Origin of the sequence: Streptomyces sp. NPDC014870 (genome assembly GCF_043081505.1) — a bacterium.
Lineage (GTDB): Bacteria > Actinomycetota > Actinomycetes > Streptomycetales > Streptomycetaceae > Streptomyces.
This window is the reverse complement of record NZ_JBIBWQ010000003.1, coordinates 741,828-764,268: the sequence shown is the minus strand read 5'-3', so window position 1 is coordinate 764,268 and position 22,441 is coordinate 741,828. Positions and strand designations below refer to the sequence as shown.

The window sequence follows — 22,441 nt, the reverse complement described above, 5'->3', positions numbered from 1 at the left end:
GGGGTCGATCCTTGACGCGAGGGCCGTACTCCCCAAGGTGGAGACTGGGGCTCGTGACGGATGAGACGTGTCAGTGGCAGGGGTGGCGTGCGGCCACGGAGCGGGCGCTGTACGGCCCGGGAGGCTTCTTTCTGCGCCCCGAGGGCCCCGCGGGTCACTTCCGCACCTCGGTGCACGCCTCCCCGCTCTTCGCGGGGGCGATCTCGCGGCTGCTCGTGGAGGTGGCGGAGGAGCTGGACACGGACGAGGTCGCGTTCGTGGACATGGGCGCGGGGCGCGGCGAGCTGCTGACGGGGGTCCTGACGGCGGCGCCTTCCGCGGGGACACGGGTACGGGCGTACGGCGTGGAGCGCGCGGAGCGTCCGGCGGGGCTCGACCCCCGGGTGGAGTGGACGGACCGGCCGCCGGAGGGCGTCCGGGGGCTGCTCTTCGCGAACGAGTGGCTCGACAACGTGCCGGTGGACGTGGCGGCCGTGGACGACTCGGGGACCGTGCGGTACGTCGAGGTGCGGGCCGAGGACGGGGCGGAACGGCTCGGGCGGGCCGTCGAGGGCGCGGACGCGGAGTGGCTGGAGGCGTGGTGGCCGCTGGCGGAGCCCGGCGCGCGGGCGGAGATCGGGCGCCCGCGGGACGAGGCGTGGGCGGCGGCGGTCGGCTCCCTGGCGGCGGGGCGGGCGGTGGCGGTGGACTACGGGCACGTACGGGAGTCCAGGCCGCCGTTCGGGACGCTGACCGGCTTCCGGGGCGGGCGGGAGGTCACGCCGGTGCCGGACGGTTCGTGCGACGTGACGGCGCACGTGGCGATGGACGCGTGCGCCTCGGCCGGCGGGGGTGGGGGGCTCTCGGGTGGGCTCGGGTCGCTCGTGACGCAGCGGGAGGCGCTGCGGGGCCTTGGCGTGAGCGGCGCCCGTCCGCCCCTGGCCCTCGCGTCGACCGACCCGGCCGCCTACGTGCGGGCGCTCGGCGCGGCGGGCGAGGCGGCCGAGCTGACCGCGCACGGCGGCCTGGGGGACTTCCTGTGGCTGACGCGGCGGGTGCCGGTCCCGCACGGCGACGGGGCCTGACGGGGTACCGCCCTTCGGGACGGGGCTCCGTTACCCCGGGGGTGGCAGGGATACTGTCCCCATGACGGAGACGACGGTCGGAATCGGCGGGGCGGCGGAGAGCACCGACATGGTGCTGAACATCGGGCCGCAGCACCCCTCGACCCATGGCGTGCTCCGGCTGCGGCTGGTTCTCGACGGTGAGGTGATCCAGCGCGCCGAGCCGGTCATCGGCTACATGCACCGGGGCGCCGAGAAGCTCTTCGAGGCGCGTGACTACCGGCAGATCGTCATGCTCGCCAACCGCCACGACTGGCTCTCCGCCTTCTCCAACGAGCTGGGTGTCGTCATGGCCGTCGAGCGCATGCTCGGCATGGAGGTCCCCGAGCGCGCCGTCTGGACGCGGACGCTGCTCGCCGAGCTGAACCGGGTGCTCAACCACCTGATGTTCCTCGGCTCGTACCCCCTCGAACTGGGCGGTATCACCCCGGTCTTCTACGCGTTCCGGGAGCGCGAGGAGCTGCAGGCCGTGATGGAGGAGGTCTCCGGCGGCCGGATGCACTACATGTTCAACCGGGTCGGCGGGCTCAAGGAGGACCTGCCCGCCGGGTGGCTCGACCGGGCGCGCGCGGCCGTGGCCGACGTCCGGTCGCGGATGGACGTGTACGACAAGCTGGTCCTCGGCAACGAGATCTTCCGGGGCCGTACCCGTGGCGTCGGCGTCCTGACCGCGAAGGCCGTGCACGCGTACGGCGTCTCGGGACCCATCGCCCGCGCCTCCGGGGTCGACTTCGACCTGCGGCGGGACGAGCCGTACCTGGCCTACGGCGAGCTTCAGGACACGCTCACGGTCGTCACCCGCGAGGAGGGCGACTGCCTCGCCCGCTTCGAGTGCCTCCTGGAGCAGACCCACAACTCCCTGGACCTCGCGGACGCCTGTCTGGACCGCATGGCCGAGCTGCCGCAGGGACCGATCAACCAGCGGCTGCCGAAGGTGCTCAAGGCCCCGGAGGGGCACACGTACGCCTGGACCGAGAACCCGCTCGGCATCAACGGCTACTACCTGGTCTCCAAGGGCGAGAAGACGCCGTACCGGCTGAAGCTGCGCTCGGCGTCGTTCAACAACATCCAGGCGCTGACCGAGCTGCTGCCGGGGACGCTCGTCGCCGACATGGTCGCGATCCTCGGCTCGCTCTTCTTCGTCGTCGGGGACATCGACAAGTAGCAGACGGGTGGCGGGTGGCCGGAGCGGCGGGTGGCCGGAGCGGCGGGTGGTCGGAGCGGCCGGTGGTCAGACGGCCTCGGCGCGCATGACCACGAAGTCCCTGCCGTCCTTCTCCGGGCGCTGCCGGTCGACCACGGTCCAGCCCCAGCGTTCGTAGCGCTCGCGCAGTCCGGGCACGTCGAGCGTCATCAGCAGGCGGGGCGCGGGCGCCTCCGCGAGGAGGGCATCGTGCAGCGCGCGGCCCAGGCCGCGGCCCTGATGGGCGGGGGCGACGACGAGTTCGGCGAGTTCGAAGGCCTCCTCCGCGCCGCCCGTGAGCGCGGTGTCGAGCCAGCCGGCGGCGAAGCCGGTCACCGCTCCCTCGGCGTCGAACGCGGCGACGCAGCGGAAGCCGGGCTGCCGCGCCTGCGCCCTGCCGAGCAGCCGCTCGACCGTGCGCAGCGCCCCGCGCGGGGGCTCGTGCCAGGGCGGGCCGCAGAAGGCCTGCGCGCACAGGGCGATCCACTCGTCCCGGCGCGCGGCCAGGTCCTCGGCCGCGAGCGCCCCGATCGTCAAGAGCCGACCACTCCGCGCAGCTCCGCCACATCGAGCTGCTCGGTCTCGTCGTGCGCGGTGAGGTCGATGACCTTGCCGATGGCCCGGTGTTCGGGGGTGCGGCGCACGACGGTCGCGAGGACCTCCTCGCCGACCACGTCGGCCAGGTCCGCGTCCTGTACGGCCTCGATGGCCGCCGCGGCCTTCTCCGCGCCCTGTTCGTTCTGCGCGGCCTCTGCGGCCTGCGTGCCGAAGAAGTCGAAGCCGCCTTCGGGGCGGACCACACGGCGCGCGGCGTAGGGGACGATCGCGGAGGCGGCCGGGACGGCCCGTACCGCGGGAACGGCGGCGGGGACGGCCGCGAGGGCGGGTACCGCGGCGGACGACGGTCGAGCGTGCTGCTCGCTCCCGGCGGCCGCCGCGTGCTTCCCCTGCGGCTCCTCCGACTCCCGGGCGCGCTCGGCGAGATCGCGGCTGCGGGCGGCCTCGGCCGTACGGCGGGCCTCCTGGGCGGCGGCGTTGCGCGCGAGGTTGCGCAGGGCGTCGGCGGCCTTGCGGTACGCGTCCGGGGTCAGCGTGGATCCGGCGGCCGGCAGCTCCTTGGCGGGGGTGGTCGACTCCAGGGCGAGCTGTCTGCGGCCTTCGAGGGCGCTGGCCCGCTCGGTCTCGGCGGTCGCGTACCGGCGCAGCAGCGCGGCGTGTTCGCCGCGGAGCCCGGCGAGTTCGACCCGCTTGGCGCGCAGCTTGGCGTCGAGCTTGGCCCGCAGCTCGCGCGACTCCTCCAGGTCGGCCTCGAGCTCGGCTATCCGCTCCTCGGTCTTCCACTGGTCCGCCGCACGGGCCCGGGTCAGCTCAGCGACCTGGCGGCCGGCGCTCCGGTCCCAACTGCGCATGATGACGCCACCGGTGACCGCCGCAGCCGCCGCGGCGGCCACGAGCAGCCGCAGCACCACGGGATCGGCGAGCAGCCAGGCGCCCGCGGCACAGACGACCGACGCTCCGGCGACCGCGGAGGGCGGCAGAAGCTTGTGCAGAGGAGGTGAATGGCGGTGGCGTCCACGTGGCATGGCCTGAAATTTACCGTGCGTAGGCGGTGTATGGGGTGTCGGCCCGGCAATCTCTTGGCCACTTCTCGTCGTCGTGGCCGAGCCCCGGCGCGGACCGGGCCGACTCCCCTCACCTGGGCCTTACTTCTTGACCAGGCCCTTCGACTCCAGATACGTCTTCGCCACGTCCTCGGGCTTCGCGCGCTCGGCGTCGACCTTGCGGTTCAGTTCGGCGAGATCGGCCGTGGTGAGGACCTTTGTGATCTTGTCGAGAGCGGCTGCGATCTCGGGCGATCCGGCGTCCTTCGCATTGACCACCGGCAGCACATTGTCGGCGTTCTGGAGCTTCTTGTCGTCGTCGAGGAAGACAAGGCCGAAGGAGTCGATCGTGGCGTCCGTCGTGGTGGTCAGCACCAGCTGGTCCACGCCGTCCTTGACGGCCTGCTTGGCCTGCGGCGTGCCGACTCCCTTGGGGTCGATCCCGGTCACGTCGATGCCGTAGGTCTTCTTCAGACCGGGCGCGCAGAACGGCCGTATCTCGCATTCGTCGCCGGCCGCGATCTTCACCTTCAGCTTGGACGCGCCGAGGTCGGAAAGCGTCTTCAGCTTGTTCTTCTCGGCGAATTCCTTGGAGACCGCGAAGGCGTTCTGGTCGACGGCCTCGCCGACCGCGAGGACCTTCAGACCGCGCGGCTCCGCGAGCTTCTTCAGCGCCTCCACCGTGGCGGTCGCGTCACCCGACGCCACCGGCTTCTCCTCGGGCGCCTTCGGACCGTTCACCTTCGCATTGAGGAATTCCGCGATCGTCGCCGCGTATTCCGGTACGACGTCGATCTCACCCTTCTCCAGGGACGGTTCGTACAGCTCACGGTTCTTGACCGTGGTGATGGTCGCGTCGTATCCGGCGTCCTTCAGCACCTGCGCGTAGAGCTCCGCGAGCACCTTGGACTCGGTGAACGCGGCGGCGCCCACCACGAGGGAGCCCTTGGCCGAGCCGGACGCGCCGCCGCTGCCGCCCGCCTTCCCCTGCTCCAGGCTGTCGCCGCCGCACGCGGCGAGCGAGACGGTCAGCGCTGCCGTACCCAGTACCGCACCCGCGATGCGCGAGGTCCTGCTCACGAGATCACTCCTAGTCGTCGTTCGTTGCGTGTCACAAGCTTCGTTCCGAGCCGAGCAAGCCGGGCAGTACGGGGTCAGGCGCGCCGGCCGAGGAGGCGGTCCGCTCCGACCAGGGCGACCTCCACGACGAGGGCGAGCAGCGCCACGAGCAGGGCGCCGGCGACCACCTGCGGGGTGTTGTAGGTGTTGAAACCGGCGGTGATGATCCGGCCCAGGCCCCCCTGGCCGACCATCGCCGCGATCGTCGCGGTGGCGACGACCTGCACGGCGGCCGACCGCAACCCTGTCATGACCAGCGGCCTGGCGAGGGGCAGTTCGACCTTGCGGAAGACCTGGCCGCCCGACATGCCCATCCCCCGCGCGGCCTCCACCACCGCCCGGTCCACCTCCCGCATGCCCACGTACGCGTTGGTGAGCAGCGGGGGTATCGCGAAGAGCACCAGCGCGATGACCGTGGGCACGTATCCCGCGTTGCGCAGCGGCGACACCATGAAGAGGGCCAGGACCGCGAAGACGGGGATCGCCCGCCCCACGTTGGAGATGTTCACGGCGAGCGCGCCGCCCTTGCCGAGGTGTCCGAGCCAGAGACCCAGCGGCAGCGCGATCGCGCAGGCGAGCAGCAGCGCGACCCCGCTCACGTACGCGTGCTCGGCCAGCCGGTGCCACACCCCGCCCTCGCCCGCCCAGTTGGCGCCGGTCGTCAGCCAGTTCCAGGCGTCCGCCACGATCCCCATGCTCACTCGCCCCCCGGCGCCGTGCGTATCCGGGTCCACGGGGTGAGCAGCCGCTGCACGCCCAGGAGCAGCAGGTCCGCTGCCACCGCGAGCAGGACGCACAGCACCGAGGCCGCGAGCACCTGCGCCTTGAAGAACGTCGGCAGCGCGTCCTCGATGAGGTTGCCGAGGCCGCCGCGTCCGACGATCGAGCCGACCGTCGTGAGCGCGATCGTGGAAACCGTCGCCATGCGTATTCCGGCCATCAACGCGGGCAGCGCGAGCGGGAGTTCGACCTCCCAGAGCAGCCGCCCCGAGCCGTACCCCATGCCGCGCGCGGCCTCCCGCGCCTCGGCCGGCACCGCGTCGAGGCCCGCCACCGTGTTCCGCACGAGAATCGTGAGGGAGTACAGCACGAGGCCCGTCACCACCAGGGCGGCCGAAAGACCGAAGAACGGCAGCAGCAGCGAGAACATCGCCAGCGAGGGCACCGTGTACAGCAGCGTCGTCAGGCCGAGCACAGGACCGGCGAACCGCGGCCTGGCCCGGACGAGGAGCGCCAGCGGGAAGGCGACGGCGATGCCGATGAGGACGGACACGGCCGTGATGCCCACGTGCTGGAGCAGCGCGTCGGTCAATTCCTGGCTGCGCGTGCGCAGATACTCCCCGCAGATCCAGTCGTTCGTCACCAGACAGTTCGCCGCGCTCATGTACCCTCCCCCCGGTCATTCGCCGTTGCCGAACGTATGTCTGACCGACCCTATCCCCCGGCACCGACAATCTCCGAGGACCGCCACATTCCGGCAACACGCCCTTCACACGCACCCGTCACCCAGGCGTCAGAATGGGGAACATGATCCGGTTCGAGCATGTGACCAAGCGGTACGCGGACGGCACGACCGCCGTCGACGACCTCTCCTTCGAGGTCGCCGAGGGTGAACTGGTGACGCTCGTCGGCCCGTCCGGCTGCGGCAAGACCACCACCATGAAGATGGTGAACCGGCTCATCGAGCCGACCGAGGGCCGGATCCTCCTGGCCGGCGAGGACATATCCGCGGTCGACCCCGTCCAACTGCGCCGCCGCATCGGCTACGTCATCCAGCAGGTCGGCCTCTTCCCGCACCGCACGGTCCTCGACAACACCGCAACCGTCCCGCACCTGCTCGGCGCCCCGCGCGCCCGGGCCCGCGCCCGCGCCGCCGAACTCCTCGACCTGGTGGGCCTCGACCCGAAGACCTACGGCAACCGCTACCCCGAGCAGCTCTCCGGCGGACAGCGCCAGCGCGTCGGCGTGGCCCGGGCGCTCGCCGCCGACCCGCCCGTGCTCCTGATGGACGAGCCCTTCGGAGCGGTCGACCCGGTGGTCCGCGAGCACCTCCAGAACGAGTTCCTCCGCCTGCAGTCGCAGGTCCGCAAGACGGTCCTGCTCGTCACCCACGACCTGGAGGAGGCCGTCCGCCTCGGCGACCGCATCGCCGTGTACGGCCAGGGCACCATCGAGCAGTTCGACACCCCGGCCCGCGTCCTCGGCGCCCCCGCCACCCCCTACGTCGCCGACTTCGTCGGCGCGGACCGCGGCCTCAAGCGGCTCTCGGTCACCGCCGTGGACTCCGCGGCCCTGGAGGACGTCCCGGTGCTCCGCGCGGGCGAGGCCCCCACCACTGACGCCCCCTGGTCCGTCGTCCTCGACGCCGACGGCCGGATCGAGGGCTGGGTCGCGGCGGACGAGCCCGGCCGCACCCGCCCCGCCCCGGAGCCCGTACCGCTCGGCGCCTCCCTCCGGGAGGCCCTGGCCGCGCTGCTGCAGCAGGACACCGGCTGGCTGCCCGTCACCGACCCCGCCGAAGGAGGCCGTTACGCCGGCGTGCTCACCCCGTCCGCCGTCCACCGCGCCCTGCGCGCGGCGTCCCCCGCACCGGAACCGGCACCGGCATCGGAACCGGACCGCGCCACCGACGGCGAGGCGCCCGCCAAGACGCTCACTCCGCGCTGAGGCGCCCGCTCATCCACACCAGGCCCGGCGGGATCTCCCGGTTCCAGGTGTTGAAGTTGTGGCCGCCGCTGTCCAGCGTGATCGAGGAGACCCGCGCCGGGGCCTTGACCTTCTTGATGAAGTCCAGGGTCCCGCGCAGGTTGCCCTCGCCCTGCTTCGACGTCGTCACCAGGAACGACGAGTTCCCCTGCCGCACGTGGTCCAGGCTCCACAGCAGGTTCGCCCGCTTGCGCGCCTTGTCGTCGCGGTGGAAGAGATCGCCCGTCGTCACGTCCTCGGCCGCCTGGTAGTACGCCGAGAACCCGGCGCCCGCCACGAACCGGTCCGGGTGGTGCAGCGCGATCTTCAGCGCGCAGTAGCCGCCCGTGGAGTTCCCCATGAACCCCCAGTTCCGCGCCTTCGTGCCCACCCGGTACGACTCCGAGACCGCCTTCGGCAGGTCCTGGGCGAAGAAGGTCTCCGTCTGCGGGCCGCCCGGGATGTCCACGCACTCGGTGTCCCTCGGCGGCGCCACCGTCGGCCGCAGCATCACCAGGATCATCGGCCGCATCTTCTTCTCCTTGGCCTGGAGGAAGGCGGTCTTCGGGTACTTCAGCCCCTTGAGAAGGTTCTCCGCCGTACCCGGGTAGCCCGTCAGCACCACCGAGGCCGGGAACGTCTTCTTCTCGTACCCCTTCTGGAAGTACTCCGGCGGCAGGTACACGTACGCCGGCGAGCTGATCCCGGACTTCTCGCCCGCGACGACGACCTTCTGTATCTGCCCGCCGACCGACGGCTTGGAGCCGCCCGGCACGTCGAGCGCCTGCGTACCGACGACCTTCAGGTCCTTGGAGCCGGCCGAGTGGTCGACGACCACGCCCATGTCCTGCTCCTGGCCGAAGAGGTCCGCCCACGACCCGTAGAAGAGGAACGAGTTGTTCGCCGCGAGGCCCACCGAGGCGAACAGCGCGAGCTGGGTCGCCAGGAGCAGCCCGATCCGGCCGAGAACGGCCCGGACACCGCCCCGGGCCAGGCGTGGCCACAGCCAGACCGTGGCCACGAAGAACACCACCGCCAGCGCGACCGCGAGGGCCAGGACCTTGTTGCTGGTGAGACCCATGAGACGCCCGAGCCCTCTTCCTGAGAAATACCTGTGAGTAGGAGTGAACCCGCTCCCCCGCGAAGCCGTCCTAGAAGGCGCAAAACCTCCGGACCGGCCCCGCCCCTGACCACCGCGCGGCCACCGGAGATTCGAATCATTCGCGGAGCCACGGGAAGCACGGGAAGCGATGTCTGTCACGGTAGATGGGGACAAGTCAGGATTGGTTCCGATTCGGGTGCGCCGGATTCTGCGCGGACCACGCCCCGAAAAGGTGCCCTCCCTCGTCGGCACGGCCTGCACCTTCATCGGCCTGATCGACATCGCGGCGGGCGTCTTCCCCCGCTTCCGCGCCAGCCGGATGCACGCCCTCGCCGAGGTCCTGCCCGGCACGCTCGGACCGCTCTCCGCGGCCCTCTCCCTCAGCGTCGGCGTCCTCCTGCTGCTCCTCGCCCACGGCCTCAAGCGCCACAAGCGCCGCGCCTGGCGAGCCGCCGTCGTCCTGCTGCCGCTCGGCGCCGTCGCGCAGTTCGTCTGGCGCCACTCGATCCTCGGCGCCCTGCTCTCCCTCGCGCTGCTCGCCCTGCTCGTACGCCACCGCGGCCAGTTCGCCGCCCTCCCCGACCCCCGCAGCCGCTGGAAGGCGCTCGCCAACTTCGTCCTCATGGGCGCCGGCTCGATCCTGCTCGGCCTCGTCATCGTCAGCGCCCACCCGCGCCGCGTCGTCGGCGACCCCAGCCTCACCGACCGCCTCGAACACGTCCTCTACGGACTCTTCGGCTTCGAAGGCCCCGTCGGCTACACCCGCGGCGTCGACTGGACCGTCGGCTACTCCCTCGGCGCCCTCGGCATGCTCACCGCCCTCACCACCATCTACCTCGCCTTCCGCCCCGAACACCCCGCCGCCCGGCTCACCGAGGACGACGAGACCCGCCTGCGCGCCCTGCTCGCCAAGCACGGCAGCCGCGACTCCCTCGGCCACTTCGCGCTCCGCCGCGACAAGGGCGTCGTCTTCTCCCCCAGCGGCAAGGCCGCCGTCTGCTACCGCGTCGTCTCCGGCGTCATGCTCGCCAGCGGCGACCCCATCGGCGACGTCGAGGCCTGGCCCGGCGCCATCGAACGCTTCATGGACGAGGCCAAGGCCCACTCCTGGACCCCCGCCGTCATGGGCTGCTCCGAGACCGGCGGCGAGGTCTGGACCCGCGAGACCGGCCTCGACGCCCTCGAACTCGGCGACGAGGCGGTGGTGGACGTCGCGGATTTCTCCCTCTCCGGGCGCGCCATGCGTAACGTGCGCCAGATGGTGAAGCGGATCGAACGCAACGGCTACACCACCAAGGTGCGCCGTGTCCGCGACCTCAGCGACGGCGAGCTCGCCCGCGTCCGCCGCGCCGCCGCCGACTGGCGCGGCACCGACACCGAACGCGGCTTCTCCATGGCCCTCGGCCGCATCGGCGACCCCGGCGACGGAGACGCGGTCATAGCCACCGCCCACAACACCGACGAGGACGGCGCCACCTCGCCCTACGGCGACCTGAAGGCGATCATCCACTTCGTCCCCTGGGGCACCGACGGCATGTCCCTGGAACTCATGCGCCGCGACCGCTCCGCCGACCCCGGCATGAACGAGCTCCTCATCGTCGCCGCCCTCCAGGAGTCCCCGCGCCTCGGCATCGAACGCGTCTCGCTCAACTTCGCCATGTTCCGCGCCGCCCTCGCCCGCGGCGAGAAGATCGGCGCCGGACCCGTCCTGCGGCTCTGGCGCGGACTCCTCGTCTTCCTCTCCCGCTGGTTCCAGATCGAGTCCCTGTACAAGTTCAACGCCAAGTTCCGGCCCCGCTGGGAACCCCGCTTCGTGGTCTACCGCAAGAGCCGCGACCTGCCCCGCATCGGCTTCGCCGCCATGCAGGCCGAAGGCTTCGTCAACCTCGAACTGCCCCGCCCCTTCGCCCGCCGCAGGGCCGCCGCCGAACCCCGCGTCTGCGCCCACATCGTCGCCCCGCAGACCGACCGCGAGGTCCGCGCCGCGTGAGGCCATGCGGCCCGCACGGCGTGAGGTTCCGGCCGCCGGCCCGAGGCCCACAGGGCCCGACCGGCGGCACGGGCCCTACGCTGGGCATATGAGTACGTCGATCGGCCGGGGCACGGCCCTGGGCCTGCCGGAGTGGGACCGCTGCGCGGTCATGGGCGTCGTCAACGTGACCCCGGACTCCTTCTCCGACGGCGGCCGCTGGTTCGACACCACCGCCGCCGTCAAACACGGCCTCGACCTGGCCGCCGAGGGCGCCGACCTCGTCGACGTCGGCGGCGAGTCCACCCGCCCCGGCGCCAGCCGGGTCGACGAGGACGAGGAACTGCGCCGGGTCGTGCCCGTCGTCCGCGGCCTCGCCGCCGAAGGCGTCACCGTCTCCGTCGACACCATGCGCGCCTCCGTCGCCCGCGCCGCCGTCGAGGCGGGCGCCGCACTCGTCAACGACGTCAGCGGCGGCCTCGCCGACCCCGCCATGGTCCCCGCCGTCGCCGCCGCCGAGGTCCCCTTCGTCGTCATGCACTGGCGCGGCTTCAGCCAGGACATGAACAGCCTCGCCGTCTACGACGACGTCGTCACCGACGTCGTCACCGAACTGCGCCGGCGCATGGACGCCGTCGTCGACGGCGGCATCGCCCCCGAGCGAATCGTGATCGACCCCGGCCTCGGCTTCGCCAAGCTCGCCCCGCACGACCTGGCCCTCGTCGCCCACCTCCCCGAACTGCGCGCCCTCGGCAGGCCCCTGCTCGTCGCCGCCTCGCGCAAGCGGTTCCTCGGCCACGTCCTCACCGCCCACGAGGGCGCCGCCCCACCACCCGCCCGCGAACGGGACGCCGCCACCGCCGCCGTCTCCGCCATCGCCGCCCACGAGGGCGCCTGGGCCGTCCGCGTCCACGAAGTCAGGGCCACCGCCGACGCCGTCCGCGTCGCCAGGGCCGTCGAGGGAGCCAGGTGACCCACCAGACCGACACCGCGGCGGTCGAGGCCGCGAACACCGCCTTCTACGAGGCGATGGAGACCGGCGACTTCGAAGCGGTCACCGCGCTCTGGCTCGACGACGGCGCCAGCCCCATCTCCTGCGTCCACCCCGGCTGGCCCGTGCTCTCCGGACGCGGCGAGGTCCTCCGCTCGTACGCCCTGATCATGGCGAACACCGAGTACATCCAGTTCTTCCTCACCGACGTCAAGATCTCCCTCGGCGGCGACGTGGCCGTCGTCACCTGCACCGAGAACATCCTCAGCGGCGGACCCGCCGAGGACGGCGCCGAACTCGGCCCCCTCGTCGGCCAGCTCGTGGTCGCCACCAATGTGTTCCGCCGCACATTCGAGGGCTGGAAGATCTGGTCCCACCACGGCTCCCCCGTCCTCACCGAATCCGACGACGAAGAGGACGACGAGCCCGGCGCCTGACGGGATCCGGGGGCCGATCGGGTGAGCCCGGGGATTGGAATCCGGCCCTCTGGGTAGGGGCCGCACCCAGTCCCCTGTGGCCGCCGCCCGAACCCCCATGGGCACGTGCTGTCGGCGCCCGCAGGTAGATTCGATGCTGGACACCCGGCCGTCCGCACCCGGCTGCGTGGCCACGGAACTACGACAGCAGGAGTGATTCGCGTGGATCGTGTCGCGCTGCGCGGCCTCAAGGCCCGAGGACACCACGGCGTCTTCCCCAAGGAACGCGAGGAAGGCCAGACCTTCATCGTGGACCTCGTCCTCGGCCTGGACACCCGCCCCGCGGCCGCCGACGACGACCTCACGAAGACCGTCCACTACGGCGTCGTCGCCGAGGAGGTCGTCGACGTCGTCCAGGGCGAGCCCGTGGACCTCATCGAGACCCTCGCCGAGCGGATCGCCCAGCAGTGCCTCAAGCACCCCGGCGTCCAGGAGGTCGAGGTCGTCGTCCACAAGCCGGACGCCCCGATCACCGTCCCCTTCGACGACGTGACCATCACCATCACCCGGAGCCGAGTATGAAAGCCACGCACAGCGACCCGACCGTGCAGCCCGTACCGGCCTCCGTCGTCGAGGCCGTCGACGCCGCCGATGTGACCCTGTCCAACCCGAAGTGGGCCGTCATCGCCCTCGGCGCAAACCTCGGCAACCGCCTGGAGACCCTCCAGGGCGCCGTCGACGCCCTGGAGGACACCCCGGGCCTCCGGGTCAAGGCCGTCTCCCCCGTGTACGAGACCGAGCCCTGGGGCGTCGAGCCCGGCTCCCAGCCCTCGTACCTGAACGCGGTCGCCCTCGTGAAGACGACGCTGCCGCCCAGCTCCCTCCTGGAGCGCGCGCACGCCGTCGAGGAGGCCTTCCACCGCGTCCGCGAGGAGCGCTGGGGCGCCCGCACGATCGACGTCGACATCGTGGCGTACGCCGACGTGGTCTCCGACGACCCCGTCCTCACCCTGCCCCACCCCCGCGCCCACGAGCGCGCCTTCGTCCTTGCCCCCTGGCACGACGTGGACCCCCAGGCCCAGCTGCCCGGCCTCGGCGCGATCGCCGACCTCCTCACGGCACTCGGCCACGAGGGAGTCGTGCCGCGCGCCGACCTGGAACTCCGTCTGCCCGAGTAGTCGTTAGGCTCGGGGAAGACCGCCCGCGAGACGACGACACGAAGGACACCCGGTGAAGCAACTGCGGCTCAAGGTTCTGGCCGGACTGTTCATCGTGGCCGGAGTCCTGTCCTGGGGCGCGGCGCGCCTCTGGGACGCCGTCGGCACCCTGCCGAGCGTGCCGCTCGCGGCCCCGATCGTCCTCGCGTCGATCGCGGCCGTCCTCACGGCCACGGCCCTCTCCATCCGCGCCCGCCTGAAGGCCCAGCGCGAGCGCCGCCCCGGCGCGAAGGGCGTCGAACCTCTGATGGCGGCCCGCGCGGTGGTCTTCGGCCAGGCGAGCGCCCTCGTCGCCGCCCTGGTCGCCGGCATGTACGGCGGCGTGGGCGTCTTCCTCCTGGGCTCCCTGGACATCCCGTCCCGCCGCGACCAGGCCATCTACGCGGGCTTCTCGGTCCTGGCCGGCTTCGCGGTCATCGCCGCGGCCCTCTTCCTGGAGCGCGTCTGCAAGCTCCCGGAGGACGACAACGACTCGAACGGCAAGGGCGCGGCCCCGGTGTCGTAGGGCTCAGCGGCAGAGCTCGTCGAGGTCGTCGGAGAAGCTCGGAAACTCCGCCCGGACCTCACCGATGATCTCCCGTGCGCCCCGCCGCGGCGTCGTGGCATGACGCTCGGCGAGCGCCCCCAGCTCCGCGTCCGGCCGCGCCTCGCGGTGCTCGTGCAGGGCGGCCTCCCGAGGCCCGAACCCGTCGGCGAGCACCCACAGCAGGTCGGACAGGTTCCCCGCGACCAGACCGCGCTCGCCCTCCGAGTCCAGGAACACCACGGGCTGCTCGGCCAGCGCCCGCCCCTCCCGCACCCACCAGAACGCCGCGAGCCCCCCGCTCCCGTCCTGCCCGAAGACCCGGTAGGCCCCGCCGTCGAGCTCCTCGTTGCCCGTCCAGGCCCGCAGCCAGTCGGTGGTCTCCTCGGCGGAGTCGAAGGCGTCGTACATCTCGAAGTCGACACCCTCCCCCTCGTCCCCGTACCCGAACTCGAACCGGGCCACCTCGGCCAGGGCGGGCGGGAAACTGCGGTCGTCAACGGTCGTCTCGATCATGCCCGGAGGCTAACCGGGACCACTGACAACGGCGCTATCGCGCCATGATCAGGCTCATCGCCTCGTTGCGGGTCGCGGGGTCGCGGAGCTGGCCGCGGACGGCCGAGGTGATGGTCTTCGCGCCCGGCTTGCGGATGCCGCGCATCGACATGCACATGTGCTCGCACTCGAAGACGACGATCACGCCGCGCGGCTCCAGGATCTCCATGAGCGAGTCGGCGACCTGCGTGGTCAGCCGCTCCTGGACCTGCGGGCGGCGGGCGTAGACGTCGACGAGACGGGCCAGCTTGGACAGGCCGGTGATCTTGCCGGAGGTCGAGGGGATGTAGCCGACGTGCGCCACGCCCCTGAAGGGGACGAGATGGTGCTCACATGTCGAGTACACCTCAATGTCCTTCACGAGCACCATCTCGTCGTGCCCGAGGTCGAACGTGGTGGTCAGGACGTCCTCCGGCTGCTGCCGCAGGCCCGCGAATATCTCCTGGTACGCCCGCGCCACCCGCGCAGGCGTCTCCCGCAGGCCCTCGCGGTCCGGGTCCTCGCCGACCGCGATGAGGAGCTCTCGTACGGCGTTCTCGGCGCGCTTCTCGTCGAACTCGCCGATCGTGCCCTCGCCGTCCAGTGTCACCGGGTCGGTCATCTGTGCCTCGTTCCGTCATGAACTCATGGCGCGAAATGTGCCGCGCCCCCACAGGCTAAAACCTGTGGGGGCGCGGCTTCCATTCCGGGTGGGCGGAGGTCAGGCCTCCGGGGCCTCCTCGGGGGCGACCTCGATCGCCTTGGTGGTGTCCACCGGGGCGCTGCCGTTCGCGCCGTTCGTCAGGGCCAGCTCCTTGGGGGAGAGGACCGGCGGACGGGTCGACGGCGTGCGGCGGGACGAGCCCGTCCAGGCCGGGCGGGCCGGGCGCTTGACGATCGGGGCGAAGATCTCGGCGATCTCCTCCTTGCCCAGCGTCTCCTTCTCCAGGAGCTGCAGGACCAGGTTGTCGAGGACGTCACGGTTCTCGACGAGGATCTCCCACGCCTCGTTGTGCGCGGTCTCGATGAGCTTCTTGACCTCTTCGTCGACCAGCGCGGCGACCTCTTCCGAGTAGTCGCGCTGGTGCGCCATCTCACGGCCCAGGAACGGCTCGGTGTTGTCGCCACCGAACTTGATCGCGCCGAGCCGCTCGGTCATGCCGTACTGGGTGACCATCGCGCGGGCGGTGGCCGTGGCCTTCTCGATGTCGTTCGCCGCGCCCGTGGTCGGGTCGTGGAAGACGAGCTCCTCCGCCGCGCGGCCGCCCAGCATGTACGCCAGCTGGTCGAGCATCTCGTTGCGGGTGGTCGAGTACTTGTCCTCGTCCGGGAGCACCATCGTGTAGCCCAGGGCACGGCCGCGGGACAGGATCGTGATCTTGTGGACCGGGTCGGAGTTCGGCGAGGCCGCCGCGACCAGGGCGTGACCGCCCTCGTGGTACGCGGTGATCTTCTTCTCCTTGTCCGACATGATCCGGGTCCGCTTCTGCGGGCCCGCGACCACGCGGTCGATCGCCTCGTCCAGGGAGTGGTTGTCGATCAGCTTCTTGTCCGAGCGGGCGGTGAGGAGCGCCGCCTCGTTCAGGACGTTGGAGAGATCGGCGCCCGTGAAGCCCGGGGTGCGGCGTGCCACGGCGCCCAGGTCGACGTCCGGGGCGACCGGCTTGCCCTTCTGGTGGACCTTGAGGATCTCCAGACGGCCCTGCATGTCCGGGCGGTCGACCGCGATCTGGCGGTCGAAGCGGCCGGGGCGCAGGAGGGCCGGGTCGAGGATGTCGGGGCGGTTCGTGGCGGCGATCAGGATGACGCCGCCCTTCACGTCGAAGCCGTCCATCTCGACGAGCAGCTGGTTGAGGGTCTGCTCGCGCTCGTCGTGGCCGCCGCCGAGGCCGGCGCCGCGGTGGCGTCCGACGGCGTCGATCTCGTCGACGAAGACGATCGCCGGGGCGTTCGCCTTGGCCTGCTCGAAGAGGTCGCGGACACGGGAGGCGCCGACACCGACGAACATCTCGACGAAGTCGGAGCCGGAGATCGAGTAGAACGGCACGCCGGCCTCGCCCGCGACGGCGCGCGCGAGGAGGGTCTTGCCGGTTCCGGGCGGGCCGTAGAGGAGCACGCCCTTGGGGATCTTGGCGCCGACGGCCTGGAACTTCGCCGGCTCCTGGAGGAACTCCTTGATCTCGTGGAGTTCCTCGACGGCCTCGTCCGAGCCGGCCACGTCGGCGAACGTGGTCTTCGGGGTGTCCTTGGTGATGAGCTTGGCCTTGGACTTCCCGAAGTTCATGACTCGGGAGCCGCCGCCCTGCATCTGGTTCATCAGGAACAGGAAGACGACCACGATGAGAACGAAGGGCAGCAGCGAGAGCAGCACCGACAGGAAGGGGCTCTGCCGCTCGGGGGAGACGGTGTAGCCCTTGTCGAGGTCGCCGGCGGCGGACTGCTCCTGGAGCGTGGTGGTCAGGTTCGCGCCCTGGTCACCGATGTAGCTCGCCTGGATCTTGGTGCTGCCGCCGTACTTGTTCTTGTCGGCGTCCTTCTTGAGTTCGACCTTGATGACCTGCTCGTCGCCGGTCGTCAGCTTGACCTGGTCGGCCTGCTTGTCATTGATCGCCTGGACGACCTTGCTGGTGTCCACCGTCTTGTAGCCCTCGGACGAGCCGACGACCTGCATCAGCACGACCACGGCGAGGACGGCCAGCACGATCCACATGACCGGCCCACGGAAGTATCGCTTCACGTCCATCCATACGGAGCGAGTAGTACGCCCCGTCCCTCCTGCCCGTAGGTAAATGCTGCTGTGAGAGCTGCTATGAGAAAAAGCTGTTCTTCGGACGGTACCTCAGCCAGGTGGCCCGTGACCGCCTTCCCTTGCTCCAACGGCGGGAAGGCGGGACGGGTTCCCGTGCGTCAGCCTCCGTAGACGTGCGGCGCGAGTGTGCCGACGAAGGGGAGGTTGCGGTACTTCTCGGCGTAGTCGAGGCCGTATCCGACGACGAACTCGTTGGGGATGTCGAAGCCGATCCACTTCACGTCGATCGCGACCTTCGCGGCGTCGGGCTTGCGCAGCAGGGTGCAGACCTCCAGGGAGGCCGGCTCGCGCGAGCCGAGGTTCGACAGCAGCCAGGACAGCGTCAGGCCGGAGTCGATGATGTCCTCGACGATCAGGACGTGCTTGCCCTTGATGTCGGTGTCGAGGTCCTTGAGGATGCGGACGACGCCCGAGGACTGGGTGCCGGCGCCGTAGGAGGAGACGGCCATCCAGTCCATGGTGACGGGGGTGGACAGCGCGCGCGCCAGGTCCGCCATCACCATCACGGCGCCCTTGAGGACACCGACGAGGAGCAGGTCCTTGCCCGCGTACTCCGCGTCGATCTTCGCGGCCAGCTCGGCCAGCTTCGCGTCGATCTCTTCCTTGGTGATGAGCACCGACTGGAGGTCGGTGCCCATGTCCTTCTCGTTCACCCGGGTCACTTTCGTTGCAGCTTGCGTCAGCCTTGCCGAATGACCAGTCTGCCACCCTGGCGCCGTGCCTCGACGCGGCCGGGCAGATTGATGGCGCCTTGTCCCCGCCAGCCGGTGATCAGCCGGTCGACCTCCTCGATGTGCCGGGCGAAGAGGGAGCCAGCGGGGGCGCCCTCGGCGATCATGGCGCGGCGCAGGATGCGGCGGCGGACGGCGGGCGGGAGTCCGAAGAGTTTGGCGCATTCGAGTCGGCCTGCCTCGTCGCGTACGGCGGCTTCGGCGTCCGCGGCCCAGGAGTCGAGGGCGTCGGCGTCGTCGCGGGAGAGCTGGGCCGTACGGGCGAGGGCTTCGACGACGCCCTTGCCGAGGGCCTTCTCCAGGGCGGGGAGGCCTTCGTGGCGGAGCCGGGAGCGGGTGTAGGCGGGGTCGCTGTTGTGGGGGTCGTCCCAGACGGCGAGTTCCTGGGCGACGCAGGCCTTGCGGACGGTCTGCCGGTCGAGCTCCAGGAAGGGGCGGCGGTAGCGGCCGGCGGCGCCGGAGACGGCGGCCATGCCGGACAGCGAGCGGATGCCGGAGCCGCGGGCGAGGCCGAGGAGGACGGTTTCGGCCTGGTCGTCGCGGGTGTGGCCGAGCAGGACGGCGGTGGCGCCGTGGCGCTCGGCGGCCTCGTCGAGGGCGGCGTAGCGGGCGTCGCGGGCAGCGGCTTCGGGGCCGCCTTCCCTGCCGACGGTGACGGCGACGGTCTCGACGGGGTCGAGGCCGAGCGCGGTCATGCGTCCGGCGACCTCGGCGGCGCGCTGGGCGGAGCCGTCCTGGAGGCCGTGGTCGACGGTGATGCCGCCGGCGCGGACGGCGAGTTTGCGGGCCTCGAAGGCGAGCGCGGAGGCGAGCGCCATGGAGTCGGCGCCTCCGGAGCATGCGACGAGCACGAGAGGGTGGTGCCCTGCGGTCGCTTCGGGGTCGGTCTGGTGCTCGGTGAGAACGTCGTGGAGTACGCGGCGGACCGCCAGGCGTATCGCCGCGACCGCAGGATGGGGACCCATGTCCGGTGCCCTTCGTGAAGGAGTGGGGTGCCTCGGTCGGAGTCTTAACGGTCGGAAGAGGGGGTTCGGTCACTCAGAGTGCGTCGATGGTGACAGAACATGGCCGTTACCCGAGCATTGCACGCCCCACCCTCCGTCTACGGTCCCTCGGATGGGTGATTGGGGGTGTCTTCTTCCGTCGTACGTCGCACCCGTCTCAGGAGTCTGCCTTACGGTGCACCCTCGCCACCCAGTCGGCCGGTTTGGCGATCTCGGCCTTGGTGGGGAGCGTGTTGGGGGAGGTCCAGACGCGGTTGAAGCCGTCCATGCCGACCTCGTCGACGACGGCGCGGACGAAGCGCTCGCCGTCGCGGTACTGGCGCAGTTTGGCGTCGAGGCCGAGGAGCTTGCGCAGGGCGAGGTCGAGGCGGGAGGCGCCGCGGGCGCGGCGCTGCTGGAACTTCTCGCGGATCTCGGCGACGGAGGGGACGACCTGGGGGCCGACGCCGTCCATGACGTAGTCGGCGTGGCCTTCGAGCAGGGACATGACGGCGGTGAGGCGGCCGAGGATCTCGCGCTGCTCGGGGGTCTGGACGATCTCGACGAGGGAGGGGGACGGTTCGCCCTGTTCTCCTTCGGGGCGGCCGCCGGCGAGGGCCTGGGCGGCTTCGCGGAGGCGTTCGACGACGGTGGAGGGGTCGACCTCGGTGGCGCCGAGGAAGGACTGGATCTCGCCCTGGAGGTGGTCGCGGAGCCAGGGCACGGCGGTGAACTGGGTGCGGTGGGTCTCTTCGTGGAGGCAGACCCAGAGGCGGAAGTCGTGCGGGTCGACGGCGAGTTCGCGTTCGACGTGGACGATGTTGGGGGCGACGAGGAGGAGGCGGCCGCCGCCGTTGTCGCCCGCGGGCAGGTCGCGGGTGGCGGGGGCGAAGGTCTCGTACTGGCCGAGGATCCTGGAGGCGAGGAAGGACAGGAGCATGCCGAGCTCCACGCCGGTGACCTTGCCGCCGACGGCGCCGATCACGGAGCCGCCGGGGGTGTTGGAGCGGCGTTCCTGCATCTTGTCGAGGAGGGGCGAGAGCAGTTCGCGGAAGCCGGCGACGTTGGCCTTGATCCAGCCGGCGCGGTCGACGACGAGGACGGGGGTGTCCCGTGGTTCGTGGCCGTCGGGGATCATCCGGGTGAACGCCCGCACGTGTTCTTCGGAGGCCTTGGCGTGCCGGCGGAGTTCCGCGACGACCTCGCGGGCCTCGTCGCGGCTCACCTCGGGGCCCGCCTTCACCAGTCGGGTCGCGGTCGCGACCGCGAGATTCCAGTCGACCATCTCGGCTCCACCGATGCTCGTCATGCGTCAACCGTACGTTCTCCGGGCCCGATCAGGGCAGGTTCGGGACGGTTCCTGAGGGGGGCGCCAGCGCGGCGGAGAGCCGGTCCAGGGCGGGCTGGGCCTGGTACGGGGAGGGGGTGCGGCCGGCGAGGAACGCGAAGGCGAGCAGGCGGCCGTCGGCGGTGACGACGGTGCCGGCGAGCGTGTTGACGCCCCTGAGGGTGCCGGTCTTGGCGCGGACGAGGCCGGCTCCGCCGAGAGCGGGGCCGGAGTCGAAGCGGTCTTCGAGGGTGCCGCTGAAGCCGCCGACGGGCAGGCCGGTGAGGACGGGGCGCAGCGCGGGGCGGGCGGGGTCGGCCGCTCGGGTGAGGAGGCCGGTGAGCAGGGCGGCGGAGAGCCGGTCGTCGCGGGAGAGGCCGCTGCCGTCGGCGAAGCGGGCGCCCGCGGTGGACAGGCCGAGGGCGGCGAGTTCGGCCTGGACGGCCTTGCCGGCGCCGGCGAAGCTCGCGGGCTGCTTGCGGGCGAGGGCGGTCTGGCGGGCGAGTGCCTCGGCGAGGTCGTTGTCGCTGAGGGTGAGGGTGCGCTCGACGAGGGCGGAGAGCGGGGCGGACTCGGTGCGGGCCAGCGGGGCGCTCGTGGTGCCCGCGGCGGGCTTGGGGGCGCGGCCGGGGGTGGGGGCGCCCTTGACCTTCGTACCGGCCTGGGTGAGGAGCTCGGCGAAGGCGGTGGCGGCGTCCGCGGCGGGGTCGTCGCTGCGGACGGCGCGGCCGTGGTCGATGCCGTCGGGGCGGCCCGCGTTGAGCATCAGGGCGGTGACGGGGGCGAGGTTCTCGTTGCGGCCGATGGGGTGCCGGGCGGGGCCCTGGTAGAGGCTCGTGTCGTAGGTGAGGCGTACGGCGGTGACGCCCCGGGCCTTGAGGGCGCGGGCGGTGTCGCCGGCGAGGGTCTTCAGGCGGGCCCGGTCGAGGGTGGGGTCGCCGCCGCCGACGAGGGTGAGCGTGCGGCCGTCCGGGCCGGCGACGACGGTGGTCGGGATGCGGTGGTCGGGACCGAGGGCGGAGAGGGCGGCGACCGAGGTGGCGATCTTGATGGTGGAGGCCGGGGTCATGGCCGTGCCGGCGCCCTCGCCGTACAGCTGCTCGCCGGTGGTGGCGTCGACGACGGAGGCGGTGCGCAGCGGGCCGAGGCCGGGGTCGGCGAGGAGCGGGACGAGGACGGCGGCGAGGTCACCCGGCTGGGCGGTGCCGGCGGTGTCGAGGGCGCGGAGCACTCCGGGGGCGCTGGGGGCCGGGGCGGGACGGCGCGGGGCGGCGGGGGGCGCGTGATGTGCGCCACCTGTCGGGGTCGCGGCGGCCGCCCGGGCGCGCTCGGCCTTACGCTGGCCGTTGTCCCACGGTCCGGCGGCGGTCACCGCTCCGGCGGCCAGGGCCAGACCTAGTACGGCAGAGCACGCGGTGAGCTGCCAGGTCCTCGGCTCCGGCATTGCTGACCAGCCCCTTTCGCGATCACACACAGGCGTGAGGGACACTTAATCACTGCGCGTTGCCGCAAGCATTCACATGTGTTGATTCAGGAGGAGCCACCCGTGGAGTTCGACGTCACCATCGAGATCCCGAAGGGGTCGCGGAACAAGTACGAGGTCGACCACGAGACGGGTCGCATCCGCCTGGACCGTCGCCTCTTCACCTCGACCAGCTACCCGGCCGACTACGGCTTCGTCGAGAACACCCTCGGCGAGGACGGCGACCCGCTGGACGCGCTCGTCATCCTGGACGAGCCGACGTTCCCCGGCTGCCTGATCAAGTGCCGCGCCATCGGCATGTTCCGTATGACGGACGAGGCCGGCGGCGACGACAAGCTGCTGTGCGTGCCCGCCTCGGACCCGCGGGTCGAGCACCTGCGCGACATCCACCACGTGTCGGAGTTCGACCGCCTGGAGATCCAGCACTTCTTCGAGGTCTACAAGGACCTGGAGCCGGGCAAGTCGGTCGAGGGCGCCGACTGGGTCGGCCGCGCCGAGGCCGAGGCCGAGATCGAGGCCTCCTACAAGCGCCTGGAGGCGCAGGGCGGCGCCCACTGAGTGGGTCCCTGCTGAAGCTGTGACGGGCGGTGCACCTCGTGCGGGTGCGCCGCCCGTCTCGCGTGCTGCCGTAGGCCCGTGCCCATACTGCAGTCGTATGCCGGTGC

General features: G+C 71.7%; 23 protein-coding genes. 10 read left to right on the top strand and 13 right to left on the bottom strand.

Translation table 11 applies throughout. The annotated features are described in order from the left end of the window. Window positions 1-53: 53 nt before the first annotated feature. Window positions 54-1,064, top strand: coding sequence for an SAM-dependent methyltransferase (locus ACF09C_RS12265; RefSeq protein ID WP_392091308.1), 1,011 nt, complete (start codon window positions 54-56; stop codon window positions 1,062-1,064). 61 nt (window positions 1,065-1,125) lie between these two features. Then, a complete protein-coding gene (locus ACF09C_RS12260) occupies window positions 1,126-2,268 on the top strand; it encodes an NADH-quinone oxidoreductase subunit D (protein ID WP_392091306.1) in 1,143 nt (380 codons plus the stop codon). Window positions 2,269-2,334: 66 nt separating this feature from the next. Here ACF09C_RS12260 and ACF09C_RS12255 read toward each other — a convergent pair whose 3' ends face one another. The 5 genes from ACF09C_RS12255 to ACF09C_RS12235 form a co-directional block, all read right to left on the bottom strand. Continuing rightward, a complete protein-coding gene (locus ACF09C_RS12255) occupies window positions 2,335-2,823 on the bottom strand; it encodes a GNAT family N-acetyltransferase (RefSeq protein WP_392091305.1) in 489 nt (162 codons plus the stop codon). Then, complete coding sequence (locus ACF09C_RS12250; RefSeq protein WP_392091304.1) at window positions 2,820-3,869, bottom strand: hypothetical protein; 1,050 nt, start codon at window positions 3,867-3,869, stop codon at window positions 2,820-2,822. Before ACF09C_RS12250 ends, ACF09C_RS12255 begins: the two co-directional genes overlap by 4 nt. A gap of 120 nt (window positions 3,870-3,989) precedes the next feature. Further along, window positions 3,990-4,967 (bottom strand): ABC transporter substrate-binding protein, encoded by a 978-nt coding sequence (locus ACF09C_RS12245; RefSeq protein WP_392091302.1) that lies wholly within the window; start codon window positions 4,965-4,967, stop codon window positions 3,990-3,992. Window positions 4,968-5,041: 74 nt separating this feature from the next. Then, the gene (locus tag ACF09C_RS12240) at window positions 5,042-5,701 is read right to left on the bottom strand and encodes an ABC transporter permease (RefSeq protein ID WP_392091300.1); all 660 of its coding nucleotides are present in this window, start codon (window positions 5,699-5,701) and stop codon (window positions 5,042-5,044) included. A 2-nt stretch (window positions 5,702-5,703) separates the two neighbouring features. Continuing rightward, on the bottom strand, window positions 5,704-6,390 hold the full coding sequence (locus tag ACF09C_RS12235; RefSeq protein WP_392091299.1) for an ABC transporter permease: 687 nt from the start codon (window positions 6,388-6,390) through the stop codon (window positions 5,704-5,706). Between the two features lie 143 nt (window positions 6,391-6,533). On the opposite strand from ACF09C_RS12235, the gene ACF09C_RS12230 reads away from it, so the two are divergent. Next, window positions 6,534-7,673, top strand: a complete 1,140-nt coding sequence (locus tag ACF09C_RS12230) for an ABC transporter ATP-binding protein (RefSeq protein WP_392091297.1) — start codon at window positions 6,534-6,536, stop codon at window positions 7,671-7,673. Here ACF09C_RS12230 and ACF09C_RS12225 read toward each other — a convergent pair. Beyond that, the gene (locus tag ACF09C_RS12225; protein WP_392091295.1) at window positions 7,660-8,772 is read right to left on the bottom strand and encodes an alpha/beta hydrolase; all 1,113 of its coding nucleotides are present in this window, start codon (window positions 8,770-8,772) and stop codon (window positions 7,660-7,662) included. The two genes, ACF09C_RS12230 and ACF09C_RS12225, sit on opposite strands and share 14 nt — an antisense overlap. A 169-nt stretch (window positions 8,773-8,941) precedes the next feature. Here ACF09C_RS12225 and ACF09C_RS12220 point away from each other — a divergent pair, with 169 nt between their 5' ends. From ACF09C_RS12220 to ACF09C_RS12195, 6 genes are all read left to right on the top strand, one after another. Further along, window positions 8,942-10,783, top strand: a complete 1,842-nt coding sequence (locus tag ACF09C_RS12220) for a phosphatidylglycerol lysyltransferase domain-containing protein (protein WP_392091294.1) — start codon at window positions 8,942-8,944, stop codon at window positions 10,781-10,783. A gap of 88 nt (window positions 10,784-10,871) precedes the next feature. Next, window positions 10,872-11,735, top strand: coding sequence for a dihydropteroate synthase (folP, locus tag ACF09C_RS12215; protein WP_392091293.1), 864 nt, complete (start codon window positions 10,872-10,874; stop codon window positions 11,733-11,735). Further along, window positions 11,732-12,190, top strand: a complete 459-nt coding sequence (locus ACF09C_RS12210) for a nuclear transport factor 2 family protein (RefSeq protein ID WP_392091291.1) — start codon at window positions 11,732-11,734, stop codon at window positions 12,188-12,190. Before folP ends, ACF09C_RS12210 begins: the two co-directional genes overlap by 4 nt. A gap of 201 nt (window positions 12,191-12,391) precedes the next feature. After that, window positions 12,392-12,751, top strand: a complete 360-nt coding sequence (folB, locus tag ACF09C_RS12205; protein WP_361676937.1) for a dihydroneopterin aldolase — start codon at window positions 12,392-12,394, stop codon at window positions 12,749-12,751. Continuing rightward, on the top strand, window positions 12,748-13,347 hold the full coding sequence (folK, locus tag ACF09C_RS12200; RefSeq protein ID WP_362414247.1) for a 2-amino-4-hydroxy-6-hydroxymethyldihydropteridine diphosphokinase: 600 nt from the start codon (window positions 12,748-12,750) through the stop codon (window positions 13,345-13,347). Before folB ends, folK begins: the two co-directional genes overlap by 4 nt. A gap of 52 nt (window positions 13,348-13,399) precedes the next feature. Further along, window positions 13,400-13,891, top strand: a complete 492-nt coding sequence (locus ACF09C_RS12195; protein WP_392091289.1) for a DUF3180 domain-containing protein — start codon at window positions 13,400-13,402, stop codon at window positions 13,889-13,891. Window positions 13,892-13,894: 3 nt separating this feature from the next. Here the strand turns inward: ACF09C_RS12195 and ACF09C_RS12190 are convergent, their stop codons facing one another. From ACF09C_RS12190 to dacB, 7 genes are all read right to left on the bottom strand, one after another. Beyond that, window positions 13,895-14,425 carry an SMI1/KNR4 family protein gene (locus tag ACF09C_RS12190; protein WP_392091288.1) on the bottom strand — a complete coding sequence of 177 codons (531 nt, stop codon included), beginning with the start codon at window positions 14,423-14,425 and terminating at the stop codon, window positions 13,895-13,897. Window positions 14,426-14,459: 34 nt separating this feature from the next. Beyond that, a complete protein-coding gene (gene folE / locus ACF09C_RS12185) occupies window positions 14,460-15,065 on the bottom strand; it encodes a GTP cyclohydrolase I FolE (protein WP_362015758.1) in 606 nt (201 codons plus the stop codon). A 99-nt stretch (window positions 15,066-15,164) separates the two neighbouring features. Continuing rightward, on the bottom strand, window positions 15,165-17,186 hold the full coding sequence (ftsH, locus tag ACF09C_RS12180) for an ATP-dependent zinc metalloprotease FtsH (RefSeq protein WP_362414255.1): 2,022 nt from the start codon (window positions 17,184-17,186) through the stop codon (window positions 15,165-15,167). A 164-nt stretch (window positions 17,187-17,350) separates the two neighbouring features. Then, on the bottom strand, window positions 17,351-17,890 hold the full coding sequence (hpt, locus tag ACF09C_RS12175; RefSeq protein ID WP_362015860.1) for a hypoxanthine phosphoribosyltransferase: 540 nt from the start codon (window positions 17,888-17,890) through the stop codon (window positions 17,351-17,353). Window positions 17,891-17,931: 41 nt separating this feature from the next. Beyond that, window positions 17,932-18,948 (bottom strand): tRNA lysidine(34) synthetase TilS, encoded by a 1,017-nt coding sequence (gene tilS / locus ACF09C_RS12170; protein WP_392091286.1) that lies wholly within the window; start codon window positions 18,946-18,948, stop codon window positions 17,932-17,934. Between the two features lie 196 nt (window positions 18,949-19,144). Beyond that, complete coding sequence (locus ACF09C_RS12165; protein WP_392091285.1) at window positions 19,145-20,275, bottom strand: zinc-dependent metalloprotease; 1,131 nt, start codon at window positions 20,273-20,275, stop codon at window positions 19,145-19,147. A gap of 28 nt (window positions 20,276-20,303) precedes the next feature. Further along, the gene (gene dacB / locus ACF09C_RS12160) at window positions 20,304-21,737 is read right to left on the bottom strand and encodes a D-alanyl-D-alanine carboxypeptidase/D-alanyl-D-alanine-endopeptidase (protein WP_392091283.1); all 1,434 of its coding nucleotides are present in this window, start codon (window positions 21,735-21,737) and stop codon (window positions 20,304-20,306) included. Window positions 21,738-21,839: 102 nt separating this feature from the next. On the opposite strand from dacB, the gene ACF09C_RS12155 reads away from it, so the two are divergent. Next, window positions 21,840-22,334, top strand: coding sequence for an inorganic diphosphatase (locus tag ACF09C_RS12155; RefSeq protein WP_003968257.1), 495 nt, complete (start codon window positions 21,840-21,842; stop codon window positions 22,332-22,334). Window positions 22,335-22,441 lie beyond the last annotated feature (107 nt).